Below are 21792 nucleotides of genomic sequence, written 5' to 3' on the forward strand. Positions count from 1 at the left end.
CGACCTGAGTGGTAGAAGCAAAAGCACAGCAAGAGCAGGGCAAAAGCACATCTAACTGATGTACTGAGATCAAAAATGTGGGAGCGGGCTTGCTCGCGAAGGCGGTGTATCAGCCAGCTCATGTGTCACTGACCCACCGCCTTCGCGAGCAAGCCAGCTCCCACAGTCAGGTGGTGTTCAGGCGGTTGGCTGCAGGGTCAACACCTCAAACCCGTCGGCGGTGACCGCCACGGTGTGCTCCCACTGCGCGGACAAACTGTTGTCCTTGGTCACCACCGTCCAGCCATCCTTGAGGTTGCGCACCTTGGCGCTGCCCTGGTTGAGCATCGGTTCAATGGTAAACACCATGCCTTCACGCAGTTCCAGCCCGGTGCCAGGGCGGCCGAAGTGCAGGATTTGCGGGTCTTCATGCATCTGGCGGCCAATGCCGTGGCCGCAATACTCACGCACGACGCTGTAGCCATTGGCTTGCGCGTGGCTCTGGATCGCATGGCCGATATCCCCCAGGCGCGCGCCGGGCTTGACCTGTCGGATACCGGCCCACATGGCTTCGAAGGTTTTTTCCACCAGGCGCTGCGCTTTGGGCGCCACGTTGCCGATCATGTACATCTTGCTGGAGTCGGCGATAAAGCCGCCTTTTTCCAGGGTGATGTCGATGTTGATGATGTCGCCGTCCTTGAGCACGTCCTTGGCGCTGGGCATGCCATGGCACACGACTTCGTTTATCGAGGTGTTGATGCAGAAGGGGTAGTCGTATTGCCCAAGGCTCGCCGGGCGGGCTTTCAGTTCGTTGCGGATGAAGGCTTCGACGGCGGCGTCCAGTTCCAGGGTGGAGCGCCCGGCGGCGACAAAGCCATCGAGCATTGTGAAGACCTGCGCCAGCAGGCGTCCGGCTTCACGCATCACGGCCAATTGTGCGGCAGTCTTGATCATCAGCTGCGCCCCCGGATCAGGTCGGGCTTGTCCAGCAACAGCTTGTTGATCAGCTCGTTGTACGGCAGGTGCGGGTTGAGTTCGGCGAGCAGGCCGATCTTGATCCAGAACTCGGCCTGGGCGTTGATGGAGCGGTCCATGGCGGCGCTGGCCAGGCGAAGCTGTTCGTGCAATTGGTCGGTGATTTTGACGATGCCCATGAGGTTCACATGTGGAGAGTTGATATACGAAGCGTATATGTTTCGTATAGTCATCGTAAACCCCTGCCGACAAAAGGCTGGCGCGCCATTGACTTGCCCGCTAGACGCCGGTTAATTTCATGTCATGACATTTCAAGCCTTCCGCAGCCAGCCAAGCATTATTACCGCCATTCCTCATATGGCGGGATAGCGCACGGCTGCTGTACCCAAACCCGCCCTAGAGGCGGGTTTTGTTTTTCCGTCTCCAGCGCCCATTGCGAAAAAGCCAGGAGACACCCATGAGCACCTGCACCGCGCCCCACACCGCCGCCCCGGGACTGCTTGAGCACTACGTGAAAAAGATCCTCGCCGCCCCGGTCTATGACCTGGCGGTGCGTACGCCCTTGCAGGCTGCGCCGGCGTTGTCGGCGCTGCTGGGCAACCAGGTGCTGCTCAAGCGCGAAGACCTGCAACCCACGTTTTCTTTTAAAATTCGCGGCGCCTACAACAAGCTGGTGCAGCTTACGGCAGAGCAAAAAGCCTGCGGCGTGGTCACGGCCTCGGCGGGCAATCATGCGCAGGGCGTGGCCCTGGCGGCGCGGGAGCTGGGGATTAAGGCGCGTATCGTCATGCCGTGCAGCACGCCTGAATTGAAGGTGCTGGGCGTACGCTCGCGGGGCGCCGAGGCGGTGTTGCACGGTGAGAGCTTTCCATTTGCCCTGGCCCACGCGTTGCAATTGGCCGAAACCTTGGGTTGCACCTTTGTTTCGCCCTTTGATGACCCGGACGTGATCGCCGGCCAAGGCACCGTGGCGATGGAGATCCTGCGTCAGCAACAGGGCCCGTTGGACGCGATTTTTGTACCGGTGGGCGGGGGCGGCTTGATCGCCGGGATCGCGGTGTACGTCAAATACCTGCGGCCGGATGTGCGTATCGTCGGTGTCGAACCTGAAGGTTCCAGCTGCCTGCTGGCCGCCCTGCGCGCGGGCGAGCGGGTGGTGCTGCCCAGTGTCGATGGGTTCGCGGATGGCACCGCCGTGGCGCAGATCGGCGCTTATGGGTTTGAAATCTGCCGCGACTGGGTCGATGAAGTCATCACCGTCAGCAACGATGAATTGTGCAGCGCCATCAAGCTGATCTATGACGACACGCGCTCGATCACCGAGCCCTCAGGCGCGCTGGCGGTGGCGGGCATTCGCACGTATGTCGCCCAACATGGCGTGCGTGATCAAACCCTGGTGGCAATTAATTCGGGCGCCAATATCAACTTTGATAGTTTGCGACATGTTGCTGAAAGAGTCGCCGCACAAGGTGTCGTTTAATTCAAGGTCCCGAGTTAAACGTTTAATCTCAGCCGTTCGACGATGATTTAAACGGCGTAAACACGTCATCGCAAAAGTTATATAACTTCGCAAGTTGCTTATGAGGAAAGGTTACAACGAGATTCGATTTTGCCGAGTAGGCTGAGGAATGTAAGCGTCTTCCAGGGTCGGTAAGACGTGGCAGGCAGGCGCCTGCCGGACACACAATAATCTGTTGGCAGTCTCATAAAAGGATAGGTTGGCCATGCTTTCGGAATTAGAGCTTCGCAGCATCATTGAAGGAAGTTTCCTGCCCAAACGGTGCGAATGCACCAAAGCCGAAGACGCTTCGTTGACGATCAAGGTGTATGACGACCGTGACCGTGACCGAGTGGATTTGGAAGTCAAAGGTATAAACGCTGAAAAACTCGACAGCAGTCGGGCCATTTGCAACCTGATCGCTGGGTTGCGCGAAGACCTCAAGCACAGCCAATCGCCTGCGTTGCAACGAGTAGGCGCGCGCGGCGTTTACTAAGCCGTCCTGTGAGGGTGTGTCACCGAAGCACTGCGGGCCTGGTAAACGCCAGGCCCCTGATGTTCCTGTTGCATACGGTTCTGTTGCTAGTCAAACGGTTCAATTCTGGAAATCACAGGCTTCGGACATTTTCCGATAACCCACATCCTCGATTTTGCCGGCTTTGTCGACAAACTTGATATCAGCGTTGATCACCTTGCACACGTCGGTGTCGGTTTCGTGCATGGCGATGACCTTATCGATATTTAAAGGCATGCCATATTGGTACGGCACTGGCTTGGTGACTGGCTGTTGCGTGTCGGCGTGCGCCAGGCCTGATACCGCGGCGAGGGCCAATGTGCCGCTGAAGAATAATGTACGCAGTTTCATGAGGGTTCTCCGCAAGTCGTTCGCGGGCGCATCAACACGATGTGCCGGCGGCCGCACGGGCCTCGGGAGGCGGTGTGTGCGGTCACCTTCACAGTCGACTGGCGGGATTAACCTTGGATTAATTTTGCCCTAACTGACAAAACCTTCATGAACGCGTGTTCAGCCCAGCTGTTGCCGATACGGCAGGTCGGGGCCGGTCTTGCTGCAGGTCAGGGCGGACGCGCGAATGGCGAAACCAAGCATGGCGTCGATCTGCTCACGGGTGAGCTGTTGCAGGCCTTCGACCGAATCCAGCTGCTGCTCGGTCAACCAGGCAATCAACGCGGCCTGGAAGGTATCGCCGGCGCCGACCGTGTCGGCCATCACCACCTTCACGGCAGGTTGCGACCAACTGCCGTGCTGGCGGCTGAACACCGTGGCGCCGTCACCACCACGGGTGAGGAACACCAACTGACAGCGGTGCTGCAACCAGCCTTGCAGTACGCTTTCCGGCGAGCGGTCGGGGTAGAGCAGGTGCAAGTCTTCGTCGCTGACTTTGATCAGGTCGGCATGGGTGACCAACTCGGCCACGCGATCGCGCCACAGCTGAATATCCGGCTGCGGATTGAGCCGCACGTTAGGGTCGAGGCTGATCAGGCGCTTGCCGCTTTCGCGCTTGACCAGACTCAGCAGGGTGTCGCCGATGGGTTGCACCACCAGCGAAAACGAGCCGACGTGCAGCCCGCGAACTTCATGGCCCAGTGCGGGCAAGTGCGCGGCCCGCAGTTGGCGGTCGGCGCAGCCTTCGCCACGAAAGCTGTATTGCGGTGAGCCATTGGCGCCCACGGCAACCATCGCCAGCGTGGTCGGCGCGGGGAATTCCACCAGAAATTGCTCACTCACGCCTTCGTCCTTGAGCACTTGCAGCAAGCGCTGGCCGAGGAAGTCGTTGGACACCCCGCCGAACAGCGCAGACTCGATGCCCAGTCGGCGCAAACCCACCGCGACGTTGAACGGCGAGCCACCGGCAATGGCCTTGTAATTGACCTTGGAAGCCTGCCCGCTGGCGTCTTCCTCGCTGAAAAAATCAAACAACGCTTCGCCACACACCAGATACATAATCGTTCGCTCTTAAAGGGTTGCCACGAGTTGTTGATAGCGCGCGTAAACCTGTTGATAGGCACTGACGCTGGCCGCCACCGGCAGCGTGCGGCTGGCCGGATCGACGCTGACGCATTTGTCGCACAGGCTGGCCAAGGGTTCGCCGGACTGGCTCCACGCCGCCTGGATCGCCGCGCCCAAGGCGGCGGCTTCGCTTTGTTCGGTGCAGACCACTTCGGTATTCATGATATCGGCGACCATCTGCCGCCACACCGGGCTTTTCGAACCGCCGCCGATCAGGCGGATGGTTTGGCTTTGCAGGCCGGTCTGGCGCAACAGGTCCAGGCCGTAACGCAGGCCGAAGGTGGTGCCCTCGACCACCGCGCGGCACAGGTTGGCGCGGGTCAGGTTGGTCATGGTCAAGCCATGCACACTGCCCGTGGCGTGGGGCAGGGCGGGCACACGCTCGCCATTGAGAAAGGGCAGCATGCTCACACCGTCGGCACCCACCGGCGCCTCGGCGACCAGGGCGTTGAACGTGGCCAGGTCGAGGTCGAAGAGGTCGCGAATCACGCCGGTGGCGTTAGTCAGGTTCATTGTGCAGATCAACGGCAACCAGGCGCCGCTGGACGAACAGAAGGTGGCCACCGAGGCTTGCGGGCTCACATTCGGTTGCTCGGCAAACGCGTAGACGGTGCCCGAGGAACCCAGGCTCATGGTGATCACGCCGGGGGCGATATTGCCGGTGCCGATGGCGCCCATCATGTTGTCGCCGCCGCCACTGGAGACGCGGGCGTTGGGGTTGATGCCCAGGCGTTCGGCGATGGCCGGCAGGATCGTGCCCACGGCTTGATTGGCTTCGATCAGCTCCGGCAGCGCAGCTTCCAGGCGGCCGCTGGGGTCGATGTGCTGCAGCAGCGCCACGTCCCATTCACGGCTGCGCACATTGAAATAGCCGGTGCCTGACGCATCGCCGTATTCCGCCACGGCGCGGCCGGTCAACCAGAAATTGAGGTAGTCGTGGGGCAGCAGGATGTGTGCGATGCGTGCGAACATGTCCGGGTGTTGCTCGCGGGTCCATAGCAGTTTGGACACGGTGTAGCCTGGCGCAATCGCCACGCCGAGGCGCTCCAGCGAGCCGTTCTCGCCGCCGAGAAACGCCAGCAGGCGCTCGTTTTCCGGCGCGGTTTCGGTGTCGCACCACAGTTTGGCCGGGCGCAGCACCTGGCCGTGGTCATCGAGTAACACCAGGCCGTGTTGCTGGCCGGAAACGCCGATGCCGAGGATGTCCTGGCCGTCGACACCGGCCTGTTGCAAGGCGCGGTGCGTGGCTTCGGTAAAGGCGTCCAGCCATTCCTGGGTGTGCTGTTCGCGTCGGCCATTGGCGCCGCTGATCAGCGTATGCGCCGCCGCGCCCAGGCCCAGCACCTTGCCGCTGGTGGCGTCGAGGACGATGGCTTTGGTGCCTTGGGTGCCGCAGTCGATGCCGAGGTAGAGGTTTTGCTGGGTCATGGTGGAGTGCTCAGCATTATTGTTGGAGTGAAAATGCGGTCGGTGTGGGAGCGGGCTTGCTCGCGAATGCGGTGGATCAGTGAAGAATATGTCGACTGAAACTCCGCATTCGCGAGCAAGCCCGCTCCCACAGTTTGATTTGGTTCCGTCAGTTGAGATTGGCGAGCAGCCGCTCCAGCGTTTTGCTTACACCCACATCCTGCAGGCTCTCGAAACACCGCTCAAACGCTGCCACAAACGCAGGGGAATTGGGAATAGCCGTACCAAAAATCTCTTCCACCCCCAGCAGCCGCTTGCTGATCAGTGCATCTTCCGTCACCAGCCCCTGGCAAAAGTCAGCGCGGGGATCCGGGATCCGGTAGATCACCCCATTCTCATCCACACCTTTCAAATACAACGCCCACGCCGCCACCACCAGCGCAGCGCGTTCGGTCTCTCGCCCATCGGCAATCAAGCGATTGATCGTCGGCACGGTGAACTTGGGAAACTTCGACGAGCCGTCCGAGCACACGCGTTCCAGCTGATCGGCAATCGCCTGGTTAGAGAAGCGATCCACCAGGGTCTGCTTGTACTCGGTCAGGTCGATGCCCGGCACCGGCGCCAGGTTCGGTGTAACGTCCAGGTCCATATAGGCGCGCATGTAGGCGACAAACACCGGGTCGTTCATGGTCTCGTGCACAAACCGGTAGCCCTTGAGAAAGCCCAGGTAGGTCAGGGCCAGGTGGCTGCCGTTGAGCAGGCCGATCTTCATCTCTTCGTAGGGCGTGACGTCGTCGGTGAACTGCACGCCGACTTTTTCCCAGGCTGGGCGGCCGTTGACGAACTTGTCTTCCAGCACCCACTGCACAAAGGGTTCGCACACCACCGGCCAGGCATCGTCGATACCGTGGTCATCATGCAATTGCAGGCGGTGGGCGGTGCTGGTCATTGGCGTGATGCGGTCGACCATGGCATTCGGGAAGCTCACGTTGGCCTTGATCCAATCATGCAGTTCGGCGTTGTGCAGGGCGGCGAAGGCCAGCAGCGCCTTGCGCGTGACGGCGCCGTTGTGCGGCAGGTTATCGCAGGACATCACGGTAAACGCCGGCACACCCGCCGCCCGGCGTTGGGTCAACGCCGCGCAGATAAACCCGAACACGGTTTTCGGCGTTTTCGGGTGCGCCAGGTCATGCTGGATCTGCGGCAGGTGGGCCATGAATTCGCCGTTGCTGTCGTCGATGCAGTAGCCGCCTTCGGTGATGGTCAGCGAGACGATGCGAATCTGCGGGCTGGCCAGCTTGTCGATCAACGCCTGGGCGCTGTCTTCGGCCAGCAGCATGTCGCTGATCGAGCCGATTACGCGCACTTCGGTGTCGTCGGTGTCGCCCAGCTCATACAGGGTGAACAGGTAGTCCTGGCCGGCCAGGTCGTCGCGGGCCTTGCGGTCTTCGCTGCGCAGGCCAACGCCGCAGATGCTCCAGTCCAGGCCCTCGCCAGTGTTCATCAATGCATCGGTGTAATACGCCTGGTGCGCGCGGTGGAAACCGCCGACGCCGATGTGCGCGATGCCTTGCGTGGTGCTGGCAATCGCATAGGCCGGGATGTTCACGTGCGGCGCCAGTTGGGTGAGGTTCTGTTTATTCAGTTTCATCACAAGTCTCGCGAAATCAGGCGGCGGCGCGCAGTGGGCGGGCCACGGCTACACCGTCGGTGTCGAACAGATGGCAGTGCGCCGGGTCCAGGTGCAGCTGCAGGGTTTCACCGTATTGGCTGGCCATGTCGCCGCGAATCCGCATGGTCAGCGGCTCGCCGTTGGCGGTGATGACATGGCAGAAGGTGTCGCTGCCCAGGCGCTCGCCGACGTCGGCGGTGACGGTCAGGGTGGTTTGCCCAGGCGCGGCGATTTCCAGATGCTCTGGGCGAATACCCAGGGTCACCGCACTGCCCACGCTCAAGCTGGCGCCGCTCAACGGCAGGCTGATCAGCGTGCCGGCGTCCAGTTGCACGTCACAGCCTTGGCCTTCGACGCGGGTGACTTTGCCCTTGAGGAAGCCCATCTTCGGCGTGCCGAGAAAACCCGCCACAAACAGGTTGGCCGGCTGGTGGTACAGCTCCAACGGCGAGCCGACTTGTTCGATGCGGCCGCTGTTCAACACCACCACCTTGTCGGCGAGGGTCATGGCTTCAACCTGGTCGTGGGTCACGTAAATCATGGTCGCCTGCAGCTCTTTGTGCAGGCGTGCCAGTTCCAGGCGCATTTGCACACGCAGGGCGGCGTCGAGGTTGGACAGTGGTTCGTCGAACAGGAAGATTTTCGGGTTACGCACAATCGCACGGCCAATAGCCACACGCTGGCGCTGGCCACCGGACAGCTGCTTGGGCTTGCGCTCCAGCAGCGGGCCGAGCTCGAGGATGCGCGCGGCTTCGCTGACTTTGCTTTCCACCAGCTTCTTGTCGACGCCGGCCAGGTCCAGGGCAAACGACATGTTTTTGCGCACGCTCATGTGCGGGTACAGCGCGTAGGTCTGGAACACCATCGCCAGGTCGCGCTTGGCCGGGGTGACTTCAGTGATGTCGCGGCCATCCAGTTCGATGGTGCCTTCGGTGACTTCTTCAAGGCCCGCGATCAGGCGCAGCAAAGTGGATTTACCGCAGCCCGACGGGCCGACGAAGACCACGAATTCCTTGTCATTCACTTCCAGGTCGATGCCTTTGATGATCGAGAAGCCTTCGAAGCCTTTTTGCAGATTGTTGATTTTCAGGTTGGCCATGGGATGGGCCTCCGCTTTGAATTTTTTATTGAAAGACCGTTATTTCACGGCGCCGAAGGACAAACCGCGCACCAGCTGTTTCTGGCTGATCCAGCCAAAAATCAGGATCGGCGCACAGGCCAGGGTCGAGACGGCGGACAATTTGGCCCAGAACAAACCTTCGGGGCTCGAGTAGGAGGCGATCAGCGCGGTCAGCGGCGCGGCATTCGAGGAGGTCAGGTTCAACGACCAGAAGGCCTCGTTCCAGCACAGGATCAGCGACAGCAACACTGTGGAGGCCAGGCCACCCTTGGCAATCGGCAGCAGCACGCGGACCATTTCCTGCCACAGCGTGGCGCCATCCAGGCGCGCGGCTTCGAGGATGTCCTTGGGGATGTCTTTGAAGTAGGTGTACACCATCCACACCACAATCGGCAGGTTGATCAGGGTGTAGATGATGATCAGCGCAATGCGTGTGTCCAGCAGGCCGAAGCTCTTGGCCAGCAGGTAGATCGGCATCAAAACGCCCACCGGCGGCAGCATCTTGGTGGACAGCATCCACAGCAAGGTGCCTTTGGTGCGCTGGGTTTCATAGAACGCCATCGAGTAGGCGGCCGGCACCGAGATCAGCAGGCACAGGGCGGTAGCACTGAACGAAATCACCACCGAGTTCCAGGCGTAGGCGAAGTAATTGCTGCGCTCGTTGATGTGCAGGTAGTTCTCCAGCGTCGGCGTGAAGATGAACTGCGGCGGCGTGGCGAACGCGTCGATTTCGGTCTTGAAGCTGGTCAGCACCATCCAGAAGATCGGGAAGAAAATCAGGATCGCGATGGCCCAGGCCAAAGTGCCGAGCAACAGGCTTTGCAGGCGGCGGGATTGTTGAAGCGTCATGGCGCGGCCCTCAAGGCTTGTCAGTCAGGTTTTTGCCGATCATCCGCACCAGGATGATCGCCGCGATATTGGCGATGACCACGGCAATCAAGCCGCCGGCCGAGGCCATGCCCACGTCGAACTGCACCAGCGCCTGGTTGTAGATCAGGTAGGCGAGGTTGGTTGAGGCGTAGCCCGGGCCACCGTTGGTGGTGGTAAAGATTTCGGCAAACACCGAGAGCAGGAAGATGGTTTCGATCATCACCACCACGGCAATCGGGCGCGCCAGGTGGGGCAGGGTGAGGTGCCAGAAGATCGCGATGGCGCCGGCACCGTCCAGGCGCGCGGCTTCCTTTTGTTCCTGGTCGAGGGACTGCATGGCGGTCATCAGCAGCAGGATCGCGAAGGGCAGCCATTGCCACGACACAATGATGATGATCGACAGCAATGGGTAGTGCGCTAACCAGTCCACCGGCTCGGCGCCGAACAGCTTCCACACGGCGGCGAGAATCCCCGACACCGGGTGGAAAATCAGGTTCTTCCAGATCAGCGCACCGACGGTGGGCATGATGAAGAACGGTGAAATCAACAACACCCGCACCACGCCGCGACCAAAAAACTCACTGGCCTCAAGCAACGCGCTGATCAGCACGCCGAACACCACGCTGATCAACAACACGCTGCCGACCAGCAGCAAGGTATTGGTGGCGCCGGGCAGGAAACCCGAGTCGGTGATGAAGTAGGTGAAGTTCTCCAGGCCCACGAATTGGTTTTCGCCGGGGTAGAGCAGGTTGTAGCGGATCAGCGAAAAGTACAGGGTCATGCCCAGCGGCACGATCATCCACAGCAGCAACAGGGCCACCGAGGGGCTGACGAGGAACCAGCCGGGGTTGGCCAGGCGGCTTTTGCGCGGCTTTTCAGGCGTGGTCGTTTGCACTTGGGCAGTGGTGGTATTCATAGGATCAGAACCAGTCAGGTACATGCAAAACTAGAGTCGAAGCGCGGTCAATGTGGGAGCGGCGGTGCGACGATTCGACTTGCTCGCGAAGGCGGTGTGTCAGTCACGAATGCATCAACTGGTAGACCGCTTTCGCGAGCAAGCCCGCTCCCACATTAATTACGGGGTTCCGTACTATTTGGGATAACCCGCCCGCTTCATTTCACGCTCGGTGGTGGTCTGCGCGGCGGTCAAGGCTTGATCCACCGTTTGCTGACCGGTCAGCGCGCCCGAGAAGAACTTGCCGACCTGGGTACCAATCGCCTGGAATTCCGGAATGGTCACCAGCTGGATACCGATATACGGCACCGGCTTGAGCGTCGGTTTGGTCGGGTCGGCAACCTTCAGCGATTCCAGCGTCACCTTGGCGAACGGCGCGGCTTTCATGTACTCATCGCTGTAGGTCGACTTGCGCGTGCCTGGCGGTACGTTGGCAATGCCGTCGGTCTTGGCCACGAGCTGGCTGTATTCCTTCGAGGTTGCCCAACTGGTGAACACCTTGGCGGCGTCCTTGGCCTTGGAACTGGTCGGGATCGCCAGGCTCCAGGAGTACAGCCACGAGGTGCCCTTGTCGGTTTTTTCGTGCGGGGCGAAGGTGAAGCCGACATGGTCGGCGACCTTGCTCTGGGTCTTGTCGGTGACAAACGAGCCGGCCACGCTGGCATCGACCCAGATCGCGCACTTGCCGCTGTTGAACAGCGCCAGGTTTTCGTTGAAACCGTTGCTGGAAGCACCCGGCGGGCCGGATTTCTTCATGTTGTCGACGTAGAAGTTCAGTGCGTCCTTCCACTCAGGGCCGTTGAATTCCGGCTGCCATTTCTCATCGAACCAGCGCGCCCCGTAGCCGTTGGCCAGGGTGGTGATCAGCGCCATGTTCTCACCCCAACCGGCTTTGCCGCGCAGGCACAGGCCGTATTGCTCTTTGGTCTTGTCGGTGAGTTTTGCCGCGAATTCGCCGATCTGGGTCCAGGTCGGGTGCTCGGGCATGCTCAGCCCGGCGTCCTTGAACAGGTCGGTGCGGTAATAGGTGATCGAGCTTTCGGCATAGAACGGCAGGGCGTACAGCGAGCCTTTGACGGACAAACCGTCACGCACCGAAGGGAATACATCATCGAGGTCGTAGGACGCCGGCAGATCCTTCATCGGTTCCAGCCAGCCCTTGGCGCCCCACAGTGCAGCTTCGTACATGCCGATGGTCAGCACGTCGAACTGCCCGCCCTGGGTGGCGATGTCGGTGGTCAGGCGTTGGCGCAGCACGTTTTCTTCGAGCACCACCCAGTTCAGCTTGATCTCCGGATGCTCGGTCTCGAAGGTTTTCGAGAGCTTCTGCATGCGGATCATGTCGCTGTTGTTGACGGTGGCAATGGTCAGGGTTTGCGCGCCAAGGCTGACGGCGCTGAGGGTCATACACGTACAGGCAAGCAGAGCTTTTGCTGTGAACTTCATCGCGCACTCCATTTCCGCGCCCAGGGGCTACAGAAGGACAGTTATTGTTGTTGTGTCTTCCTACGAGCAGTCAGGAAGAGTGTGCGTTGATTACAGCCTTCAAATGGGGTTATGACAAATCCTTGGGCGCACTGGGACTGATACTTTTTTGCACTCTTGAAACCCCGCAGTAGTCGCTCCAAACAGCTACTGCGGGTGGCAGACGGGCTGGATCAACGCGCGCGGTCGAGTAATTCCTGGGTCATGGCTTTGTCGAACACGCCCTTGCCTGTGCCTTCAATCAACTTGAAGGTGCCATCCGGGTTGATGTCAACCCCCGAAGAGCTGGCGATAGTGGCTTCGACGCCCGGCTTCGTGAGGATATCCAGCAGCGGTTTTTCGCCCTGGTGCGTTTGCCCCAATATATCCCCCAACCCTGACGTAGAGCTTGAATTGACACCGGCTACGAATATCACCTTTCCGCCATTGGCCAACGACTCATTCAGCCTCTGCAGTTCTTCGTAAGCGTCTTGGCGTTCTAAAGCGAACGCCAGATAGCTACCTTTCAGGTGCATCAACGTGCGGTTTTGATACACCCCGTCTTTCAGATCAGTCAGCACCGCGAGTGCGGAGCAATCCGTCAAGCTGCGAGTCTCCAGTACGGTGCGCGCGTCTTCAACGGTATGCGAGTAACCCATCTCTACTTCAATTGGCTTTACCGGCACAGGTTTGATTTTCGGTTTACCAAAGGTGCGTGGTTGATAGTCGATCCTGGTTTTATAGATCAGAGGCTTTTCGTCACTGCCGATATTTACCTCAATCTCTGCGCCGTCACCTTTGCGGACATTAAATTGGATATCACGCCCAGCAAGCCTGTGGTTCAGTTCTGTTTCGGCCAGGCGGTGGACGTCACGGACACTGAGGTTTGGATAGTTTTCCTGGTAATACGCCGAGGCGTTTTCGTAGATTTTGAATGGATCTTCATCGTCAATGCCGTAGTAGTCTGCAATGATTTCCTGCTCAAAACCTTTTACACGCACGTTCGTGCGTGCACTCAGTTTCGCTGCAAGGGACTGTTCACCCCCGCTGGCGGAGTAGCAGGTTAATAGCCGCACGTCTTTATAGTCTCGAATGTCTATGCCACGCGCCAACAACTCCTGGTCAATATCTTCTGCCCCGTAACGCTTGCCATCTTCTCCTTCGATGCGTGTAGGTTGTCCACTCGGCGGTTTCTTACCGTGGCCAATGATGTTGAGGCGTGGCTTGCCGTTGTAGGTGTCCTCAAAGACTTGAATGTCGCCGGCAATGGGTTTGATATTCGCTGGCCCCCCGAGGACTATGCGGTTATTCGAGGGTGGAATGGGTGCTGCCACGTCATCCACCAACAGGCTGCGGCCGGGAACGTCAGTCACCAACGGGCCGCGGCCGATTACAGGCCTGGTTGACTGGGCAGTGGATGGCTCGGGCTGTGACCGGATCTTGAAATGGGCCAATAAGGACGCCAGGTTGACCAACAGATCGGCCAGCACCGCGTCTTTCCCCTGCGAGCGCTCATCGCTCAGAACCTCCAGGTCATTGATAACGCCCCCTGCCTGCAGCACATAGCCGAGTACGGCGCCGGGGCCGCGCAGTGCCGGCAGTACCGAATTGAGTAACAGGAACCCCCCGGTCTTGAGAGTCGCCCAGCGGCTTTCTGCGTCGGATGTCGATTGTTGCTCGGCCAGGGTGATCAAATTTTGCGCGTTGGCCTGGTACAGGTGCTCCAGCAACTTCCCTTCCCGCAGCGTTTGCTCCAGTCGGGTATCCATGGCCAAGGGGATGGTCTCGTTGTAGGGAATGGACCCAAAATTCAACCCGAAGGCCACGAAATTAGGGTGTGTAGTACCTTTACCGCTGTAGGTCTCTCGCGCTTTTGCTTCAGCAAACCAGGGGATGATATAGCTTTGCAGCTCGCCTGGCGTCTGTATGGCTTCCAGCAGGGCCTGGCGACTAGGATGTTGCAGGAGTGGGACATTGCCATTGAGCGGGCGATAGACAACCGTCGGGCCTTTGCCGTCCTTGCGCTCGATCAGGTAGGCACTTTCGACCACATCGATTTTACCGTCACTCTTGTTATCAAAGGCCAGCGGTCGGATGACGATTTCGTTCCCATCGACCATCCTGGGGCCTGTGCCCGGCTTGAATATCTCCTGGACATACCGGACCCCCGTATTGTCGAAACCGGCTTCGCCCTTGATGCCAAGTTCCAGCGCCTTGAGCTGTATCTCGATGGGTACTTGCTGGACAAACAGTGATCGGCGTTCCGCCATTTCGGCAGGGTTGTCGAGTAGCTTTTCCTTGAGTAAAGCGGGGTAGGTTTTACCAATGTCAAGGTCAGTAATCACCTGTTGGAGTGCCCCGTGCTTCTCGAGCGCGGGCACCCTGAAGGTGACTTCTCTGCCGTTTTCATCCTTGACCCGCTTGGAGACTTCCAGCGTGCCACTCGGCAAGCCCGACAGGTTATTAATCAGCACTTCAGTCAGGCTCTCGTCTTTGTAATAGCTACTGCCAGAACCCGTCGGCCCGTAACCCATTTGGAAGACCACACTCAGATCCTTGGCGTGGTGCCGCGTCAGCTTTTGGCTTTCGGGCAACCGGTCAAATTGCTCTTGCGCAAACGTGCCGATGTCTGGGATGCCGCTGTTATACGCACGGCCTTTGTTACGTTGTATGAAGCTTGCCAGCCCCTGGCTGAGCTCGTGCAACACAAAACGTTGCGCTTCGTCGGCATTATTCATCCAGTCGGGCAGCTTGGTGTTGGCTTGCGTCGGGTTCTCCGGGCCAAACGTTGGTGGCGGGTTGAATAGGCTGTCGCCTTGATGCTGTTTAATGACGGTGTTGGCCTGGGTGTCGAACATATTGTCGGTCAGTGCTTCCCGGACATGCCCTGCCTTTTCGACGTCATCCCAGGAGTCATAGGGGGTGATTTTTCCACTGGGCTCCACCAGCAAGAGAATGTTGCGGTTTGATTGCGACAGGTGTCGATGAATCAGCAGGTTCGGCGTAGAACCGCCCAAGGTATAGACGGTGGCACCCGATGAATTGCGGTCAAGTGGTGCGGGCCGCGTCGAGCCTTCGGGATGCCTCACGACCATGTCCACGGTTTTACGTTGTTCCTCGTCCAGGCCGGGCTGCTTCATGCTGGCCAGTTGCAGGTTGCTGCGCAGAATATGACTGATCAACGTACGCCGGCTGTCGGGGAAGACGCTCTCGGCATGGGTCGGAGAGCTGAACGCCGATTTGTTCCAATAGTCGCGCGAATCAGCCTCGTAGGCTGAGTTCAGAAGGCTCGGCAGTGCCCCTATGACAGCGCTCACGGCTGACAAATCGAGGAGCAGCGGCACCTTGGGATCGTTGCCGGTGTGGGCAAATAAATCCGGGCGAGTGTCAAACGCTCTGTCGGTGCTGGTGAAGTTTGGAGCCTCACCGCCGGCCAGGTAGTCCAAGGCAAACGCCATCAATTGTGTTCGCTTAACGTTCCCGGGGTTGTCCGGGTCGGGTGTTTCAATGGCGAGCTGGTTGACGTCGACGTCCAGTGACGGGGACGCCTGTTTTATCCGCTCGCTGAGCAATCGCGCGACCACCGAGTACAGGTTGGGCTCGCCGGCGAACTGACGGCGTGCAATCGCAGCCACGGGGTTGACGGCGGCGGTGGGCGTTTGCGTCGGTGCGGCAGGCACCTCAGTGGCGCTTGGGTTTTCGAGCCTCTGGATGGCAGCGCGTTGCTTTGCCTGGACCGCGCGCAAGTTTTCATCTGTTGGCGGGTTGTCTTTATTCAAGGCGCGAAAGCCGTCGCGAGTGAGCCTTGACGCATGTGTAAGGGTGCCCACCAACGTAAGGTCGCTGGGGGCCGGCTCGGCGTAAAACTCACTTATCTCGGCGAGGCTGATCTGCGCGTCTTTGCCAGGCGGCACCTGTGCGTTACGCAGGTGTTGCCCCAGGGTTGAGTATTCAGGTATTTCCGAGAATGAAAAGCCGGTGCGCGCGCCTTTGCCGTATGCCGCCATTTCGGGCCGCCGGCTCAACAAGGCACCGCTGTACATTCTGGCCATTTCCCGATCTGCGTCCTCAACCGACGGTTTGGGCGTGCGCTGCGATGGGGAGAGCAGCTCGGGCTTTAATGCGATTTCCCCGGCAAAGTCGTCTATCGCTTCGCGTTGTTGCTCTCGGATGCGCGAATAGCTCGCAGGGTTGAACTCGGGTGCCTTGGAGTCAGGCTCACGCAGCGAGTCGAAGGTGAGGTGGTGTTGCTGCTCGGTGATCAAGCCGAGCGCGTTCGCCTGTGTACCGTCTTGCCGCACGCCGTAGAAGTTGCCGATTACATCGGTCTCGGCACGGTTTGCGCCGGTATACAGAACCGATGATTTAGGCGGCGAGTTAAACGCTCGAGCGGCGGCGGTAACGGCAGCCGTGGCCTGCTCATAGCCTTCATCATAGGTGCTGAAAGAGGCACGTTTGTTGTTTGCAATGCAATCAATAACCCAGCCTGACTGCGTGTTTATTTTGAGTGTTGAAGTGTCAATTTTGTGTTTGCTTGCGAAACTTGCAAAAGGTTCGCTTTGAATCGCATGGGTAAGCTGAGCCCAGGCTCTACCGAACGTTGACACCGGAGGAAAATCGGAAATAACCGAGCTCTGCACCGGCAGAGACTTGGAAGTGGGTTTAATCATGACTTCATCCATCATTGCAGCGCTATGCAAAGAGGAGAGGGCGGCATCGCCTGCTCTGATCAGCGTGGTGGCGGCTTTTTTTGTTTCCAGATCCACCACCGCACTGTCGCGTTTGGGCCGTGCATGCTCAATAGCGGATGGTTCGGACTGGGTTTGAGTGGCGGGTGTATAAGAGGGGAGCAGGCTAGAGCGTAAGGGTTCGATTTTCATCAGAGTATCTTCCTGGGCGGTACGACAGCTGACTTATAGGCTGTAGTTTTTAGTGCGTACTTTGCGAATACGCGTCTTGGAAACTTATCGTTTAACCGTAGGATGATTGGTTTTAAGAGGGCAGAAGTTCATCTTCTGGTATTGCAGGGTGTGAGGTGGGACTGGCAGTGGGTTCGGTAGGATACGGCGCGGTGAGGCACGCGTTCACCCACAATCAGGGGAAAAGCACTGCCGTTCAAACGCAGTAACTGTTTCCCCTTTGGGTCAGGCAAGGGCTGCCCATTCGTTCCAATCTAATGTGACTGGCTTACTGTGGCTTTGACTTGGACTCTTTAACCGCTTGCACCAGCTTTTCAAGTGGCGACAGCGGTTTGTCGTACCTCTGACCGAAAAGAGAAACTCGATGGTCGAATGCTGAGGGGAAGCCTAGGCCACTGTTCAACTTTCTGACTTTGGTCAATAAGGAATCGAGATTTTTTTTCTCCCATTGGTGTTCTGGCGCTTGATGTTGGGCGGGCATGCTTTCTTTGTAAAAGTCCATGACCTCTTCCAACGTTGCCTTGGTTTTTTTGTGAATCCGGCTGAATGAAGAGCCCTCAGGAATGTTGTCGAGCATGAGTGGTGACTCGTGCTTTCCCATACCTGGAAGCAATTTTGCCAGTGCTTGCGCGCACAGCGCTTGCAACGCCTCATCGGGGGTTTTGAATCTAGGGATGCCACCTTTAGTTTCGAACGTGGCAAGAAGCGCGTTGAGCGGTTCCTCCTCAAGCTGCTCAATGCGTTGCACGGCCGCCTGTTGCAGCTGCTTGATGGGCGTATCGCGTGGGTCGTTACTGCTCAAACTCGGGAACGTCTGTTCGCGTAACAGTTGGCCGATGGCGGCCGTCATGGAATCGCTGTTGGTGGTGTCCACAGGCAAGCCGTAGAACTGGGCGATGGTAGCAATCGATGTCACATCTGATTCGTAGGCTAAGTAGCCTATCCCAACGGGAGGGTTGAGCGCGTCCTGGTAAGGCCCCACGAGGTCTTTGGCGGCAGCGATAACGGCTGCCGTAGCGGCTTTTGATTCGGCGCTTGCGTTCGCATCCCAGGTCCTGGGTGGTTTGCCGCTAAAATTGGTAATCGTTCCATTGGGGTGAACGACCATGTCGTTCAGATCGATGTTGTTTTTTTCGGCATAGGACTTGAACGGTTCCGATACCACGGCTTGATCGAACTTGGCCCACAACCGGCCGAAGGTCGATTCAGGCTTAACAGTCGCCGTTTTATCCCAGCGTGTTGGGTTACCGGAGTCAACCGCTTGCCGCAGTTCCATCAACCAGTTGGCGAGACTACTGGCCTGTTCATGGTCAGCGTGTTTAACCACCGCATCGGCGAACGTGTGCATCAGTGCAGTGCTTGGCGGTTTCTGCGGATCCAGGCGCAGGCGCAACAAGCTATTGAGCGCGCCCGATGCGACGGGGGGGTGGTCAGAGGGTTTTGCCTGATCCTGTATTGGTGGATTGGGCGCGCTTGGCGGGTTCGGGGTGTGTTCCCGCTGATTGAGCGGCGGCGTCGGCTCGGCAGGTTGCGGGGTGGGGGCAATAATGGGTTGTGGCAGGCCGTTGATCATGGGTTGTCCTTTTGCTCTAGCGTTAATGAGTGGCAGCACCCGTCGATTGAAATCGGGCGATGCCTTCGCTGAGTGGCAGGGACAGAAAGAGGGTTCCTCTGGGTGCGTGGGAAGGGGGCCGTTTTGGCCGGGGGTTTATGTTCGAGGTGTGTCGCCGCTGTCAGGCTTAAGCCAGATTCTGTTCGGTCAGCCGCTGCACCGCCAGGCGCCGGTAGTGGGACGGCGTCATGCCCTTGAGCTGCTGAAAGCGCCGGTTGAAATTGGAGATATTGTTGAACCCGGACTCGAAGCACACGTCGGTCACCGCCTTGTCGCCGTCCGCCAGCAATTCGCAGGACTTGCTGATGCGCAGGCGGTTCACAAACTCGATAAACGTGCGGCCGGTAGCCTGTTTGAACACACGGGAAAAATAGGTGGGCTTCATGCCCAGGTATTCAGCAACCTCTTCCAGCGACAGCTCGCGGGCGTAGTGGGCAAATATGTAGTCCACTGCGCGGTTGGTGCGATCAATACTGTGTTCATCGGCCAATTGCGGCGTGGTCACGCCGGACAACAACTGGTAGTCCTCACACGCGCTCAACACTTCCAGCAGAATAAAAAAGTGCCCCAGGCGCGCCATGCCTTGGGCGTCTTCGATGCGTTGCATCAAAGTCATGGCTTGGGCGATGGTTTTTTTGCAGCGAAATTCAATGCCGTATTGCGCGCGTTCCAGCAGCGGCGCCAGAGTCTTGAGTTCGGTGAAGATCTGGCTGCCGCCCTCAAACAACTCGTCGGTAAAATTCACCAGCATGTCGCGCTTGGGCACCACTTCGTCTTCCTCCACCTGGCTGATCCAGTTGTGGGGCAGGTTAGGGCCGGTGAGGAACAGGCTTTGCGGGTAGAAGTTGCCGATATAGTCACCGATAAACACCTTGCCTGCGCTGGCGACGATCAAGTGCAGCTCGTATTCCTTGTGGAAGTGCCAGCGCACCAACGGACAGGGGAAGCCGTGTTGGCGATAAATGATGGACAGACCGTTGTGATCGTCCATCAGCTCGTAGGAAGGGTCGGTAATTCGCGTTGCTCGGGTCATGCTGCCGTCGCTTTATTGTGGTTGCTGCGTAGGATAATGCCCCCTTGCGCGCGACCTCGCCAGCGCCGGTGTTTATACGCTGCGGTTTTTCGCCTCGATCCACTGCGACATGTACTGCGTACTCTTGTGCGCGTGATGTCGCAGCATGCTGCCGATGAAGTTGTCCCGGCGATGGGCGGCAAGATTACGGCGGCACTGCTCCAGGCATTCAATCAGCGCCGGGCCGTGGATCGCGTGGTCGTAGCGACGGGCAAGCAACTGGCGGCCGTCTTCCTGGGCCTGGGCCCAGCGAATCGGGTCCTGATACAACGCCACGGCAGCGGCGGCCAGCGCCTGGGCGCTGTGCTCGATTGCACCCGGCCACGGCTGCTCATCGCCCATGCCTTCGGCGCCAATCGGGGTGGTGATGTTCGGCGCGCCGCAGAGCATGGCATCCGCCAGTTTGCCCTTGATGCCGGCACCAAAACGCAGCGGCGCCAGGCAGATACGCGCGGCGCTCATCACCTGTAACGCGTCTTCGGCCCAGTTCATGATGTGAAAACCCTGGGCGGGGTTGTGCAGGGCAGTGGCCTTGGGCGGCGTGTAGGAACCGTAGATATGCAGTTGGGCGCCGGGCAATTGCTGGCGGATCAACGGCCAGAGGCTGTTTTTCATCCATAACACTGCGTCCCAGTTGGGCGCGTGGCGGAAATTGCCGATGCTGAGAAAGTGTGCACGGTCTTCAAAGGGTGCGAAGGCCTCGGCCGGTGGCGTCAGCATCAGCGGGCACCAGTGGAGCAGGGCGGCGGGCACCTTGAACTGTTCGGTGAGCAGCCGGGCTTCGACGTCGGAGATCATCAAGTTGATGTCGCAGCGTAAAATCGCCGCGATCTCGCGCTTGGCCACGTCCGTGTCGGCCATCAACTGGAATTCTTCCACCAGCGCCGGGGCGAACAGTGCGCTGAAGTCGTCGCCGTGAGGGTGTGCCTTGAGATGCTCCTTGAGGCGCTGCTGGCGCGCGTCGCGCAGGCTTTGCAGGTCGCAGGTCTCCAGCACACGCAGGGCATCAGGGCAGTGTTTTTCGACGCGCCAGCCGAACTGTTCCTCCATCATGAAACGGTCGAACAGCACGATATCCGGGGCCAGCTCGCGGATAAATTCATCGAAGCTGCTGTTATTGAGTTCGATGGCGCACTCATGGATGCCCAATGCCGGCAAGTCGGCCTTGTGTTCGCCAACGGTCGCGGGGCTTGCGAAGGTAACGTCCCAACCTTGTGTCAGAAACGTCTCAAGAATCTGCATCATGTGCCCGCCGGCGGCCGAGGAGCGGGGTTCCGGCCAGACATAACCAATGACCAGGACTTTAGTGGCGGGCTGATTCATCAACAACGGATTCCTTGAGGGCTGGGTGAAAAGCGCGCAATTAAACCATAGCCGCCGTTAACAAGGCGCCGGCAGGACAATTTACGTTCGGCCATAGGTAGCCACGGCAGTTTGTGGTTAACTTCTGCCTCTCGAATTCGTTTTAATCAAACCCAGCATAAGGATTCCGTTCATGGCTCAAGTCACCCTTCGTGGTAACCCTGTCCAGGTTGAAGGCGAATTGCCGAAAACCGGTTCCACCGCCCCAGAGTTCGCCCTGACCACCGTTGATCTGTCCGAAGCAACTCTGGAAACCTTCGCCGGCAAGCGCAAAGTGTTGAACATCTTCCCAAGCGTTGACACCCCGACCTGCGCGACCTCGGTACGCAAGTTCAACGCCCAGGCCAACGACGTCAACAACACCGTCGTGCTGTGCATCTCCTCCGACCTGCCGTTTGCCCAGAAGCGTTTCTGCGGCACCGAAGGTCTGGACAACGTGCTGAGCCTGTCGGATTTCCGCAACGCCGACTTCGCCGTTGACTACGGTGTGTCTATCGCTGAAGGCCCGCTGCAGGGCCTGACCGCCCGTGCCGTGGTAGTAGTGGACGAAAACAACAACGTGCTGCACAGCGAACTGGTCAGCGAAATCGGTCAAGAGCCGAACTACGAAGCAGCCCTGGCTGTTTTGAAGTAACTGTTTCAGCGCATTACTGTCTTTTCGCAGTAACACGCTTGATAGATGATTGCGGCCTGGCCTAGTCCAGGCCGTTTTCATTTGGCGTCAGCGGTTTAGCGAAATAGCGGACGGACTAAGCTCAGAAGTTAAAAGTTGTAAGTCCAAGGTAAATAGCCGGTAAAGGCGCTTTTCTTAATGCGCCCCAGTGCTTATCTTTCAGCCTCCCAAAGTAGAAGCTCTCG

The 21792-nt window shown here is 58.9% G+C and carries 17 protein-coding genes; 3 read left to right on the forward strand and 14 right to left on the reverse strand.

What is annotated here, in order from left to right; translation table 11 throughout:
* Window positions 1-177 precede the first annotated feature (177 nt).
* A complete protein-coding gene (map, locus tag HX783_RS26555; protein WP_177018830.1) occupies window positions 178-933 on the reverse strand; it encodes a type I methionyl aminopeptidase in 756 nt (251 codons plus the stop codon).
* On the reverse strand, window positions 933-1133 hold the full coding sequence (locus HX783_RS26560) for a ParD-like family protein (protein WP_003190946.1): 201 nt from the start codon (window positions 1131-1133) through the stop codon (window positions 933-935). The genes map and HX783_RS26560 overlap by 1 nt, the downstream gene beginning before the upstream one ends.
* A 278-nt stretch (window positions 1134-1411) precedes the next feature.
* Here HX783_RS26560 and ilvA point away from each other — a divergent pair, with 278 nt between their 5' ends.
* Together ilvA and HX783_RS26570 are read left to right on the forward strand one after the other, a co-directional pair.
* Window positions 1412-2434, forward strand: a complete 1023-nt coding sequence (gene ilvA / locus HX783_RS26565) for a threonine ammonia-lyase, biosynthetic (RefSeq protein WP_177018831.1) — start codon at window positions 1412-1414, stop codon at window positions 2432-2434.
* A gap of 244 nt (window positions 2435-2678) precedes the next feature.
* The gene (locus HX783_RS26570; protein WP_177018832.1) at window positions 2679-2948 is read left to right on the forward strand and encodes a DUF1652 domain-containing protein; all 270 of its coding nucleotides are present in this window, start codon (window positions 2679-2681) and stop codon (window positions 2946-2948) included.
* 99 nt (window positions 2949-3047) lie between these two features.
* Here HX783_RS26570 and HX783_RS26575 read toward each other — a convergent pair whose 3' ends face one another.
* From HX783_RS26575 to HX783_RS26630, 12 genes are all read right to left on the reverse strand, one after another.
* Window positions 3048-3317 (reverse strand): DUF2790 domain-containing protein, encoded by a 270-nt coding sequence (locus HX783_RS26575; RefSeq protein ID WP_159957087.1) that lies wholly within the window; start codon window positions 3315-3317, stop codon window positions 3048-3050.
* Window positions 3318-3476: 159 nt separating this feature from the next.
* Window positions 3477-4415 carry a carbohydrate kinase gene (locus tag HX783_RS26580; RefSeq protein ID WP_159957085.1) on the reverse strand — a complete coding sequence of 313 codons (939 nt, stop codon included), beginning with the start codon at window positions 4413-4415 and terminating at the stop codon, window positions 3477-3479.
* A gap of 12 nt (window positions 4416-4427) precedes the next feature.
* The gene (gene xylB, locus HX783_RS26585; RefSeq protein ID WP_177018833.1) at window positions 4428-5909 is read right to left on the reverse strand and encodes a xylulokinase; all 1482 of its coding nucleotides are present in this window, start codon (window positions 5907-5909) and stop codon (window positions 4428-4430) included.
* Between the two features lie 148 nt (window positions 5910-6057).
* Window positions 6058-7539, reverse strand: coding sequence for a mannitol dehydrogenase family protein (locus HX783_RS26590; RefSeq protein WP_177018834.1), 1482 nt, complete (start codon window positions 7537-7539; stop codon window positions 6058-6060).
* Between the two features lie 16 nt (window positions 7540-7555).
* A complete protein-coding gene (locus HX783_RS26595; protein WP_177018835.1) occupies window positions 7556-8659 on the reverse strand; it encodes an ABC transporter ATP-binding protein in 1104 nt (367 codons plus the stop codon).
* Between the two features lie 39 nt (window positions 8660-8698).
* Window positions 8699-9529, reverse strand: a complete 831-nt coding sequence (locus tag HX783_RS26600; RefSeq protein WP_016968929.1) for a carbohydrate ABC transporter permease — start codon at window positions 9527-9529, stop codon at window positions 8699-8701.
* 10 nt (window positions 9530-9539) lie between these two features.
* Complete coding sequence (locus tag HX783_RS26605) at window positions 9540-10466, reverse strand: carbohydrate ABC transporter permease (protein ID WP_177018836.1); 927 nt, start codon at window positions 10464-10466, stop codon at window positions 9540-9542.
* 174 nt (window positions 10467-10640) lie between these two features.
* Window positions 10641-11951, reverse strand: a complete 1311-nt coding sequence (locus tag HX783_RS26610) for a sugar ABC transporter substrate-binding protein (RefSeq protein ID WP_159957075.1) — start codon at window positions 11949-11951, stop codon at window positions 10641-10643.
* Window positions 11952-12163: 212 nt separating this feature from the next.
* Window positions 12164-16849, reverse strand: a complete 4686-nt coding sequence (locus tag HX783_RS26615; RefSeq protein ID WP_177018837.1) for a dermonecrotic toxin domain-containing protein — start codon at window positions 16847-16849, stop codon at window positions 12164-12166.
* Window positions 16850-17156: 307 nt separating this feature from the next.
* Complete coding sequence (locus HX783_RS26620) at window positions 17157-18461, reverse strand: hypothetical protein (RefSeq protein WP_177018838.1); 1305 nt, start codon at window positions 18459-18461, stop codon at window positions 17157-17159.
* Window positions 18462-18627: 166 nt separating this feature from the next.
* A complete protein-coding gene (locus tag HX783_RS26625; RefSeq protein ID WP_159957069.1) occupies window positions 18628-19533 on the reverse strand; it encodes an AraC family transcriptional regulator in 906 nt (301 codons plus the stop codon).
* 72 nt (window positions 19534-19605) lie between these two features.
* Complete coding sequence (locus HX783_RS26630) at window positions 19606-20895, reverse strand: glycosyltransferase (RefSeq protein ID WP_177018839.1); 1290 nt, start codon at window positions 20893-20895, stop codon at window positions 19606-19608.
* Between the two features lie 172 nt (window positions 20896-21067).
* Between HX783_RS26630 and tpx the strand changes: the two genes are divergently transcribed.
* Window positions 21068-21568 carry a thiol peroxidase gene (gene tpx / locus HX783_RS26635; RefSeq protein ID WP_177018840.1) on the forward strand — a complete coding sequence of 167 codons (501 nt, stop codon included), beginning with the start codon at window positions 21068-21070 and terminating at the stop codon, window positions 21566-21568.
* Window positions 21569-21792 lie beyond the last annotated feature (224 nt).

It is taken from the genome of Pseudomonas sp. D2002, from assembly GCF_013385735.1.
Lineage (GTDB): Bacteria > Pseudomonadota > Gammaproteobacteria > Pseudomonadales > Pseudomonadaceae > Aquipseudomonas.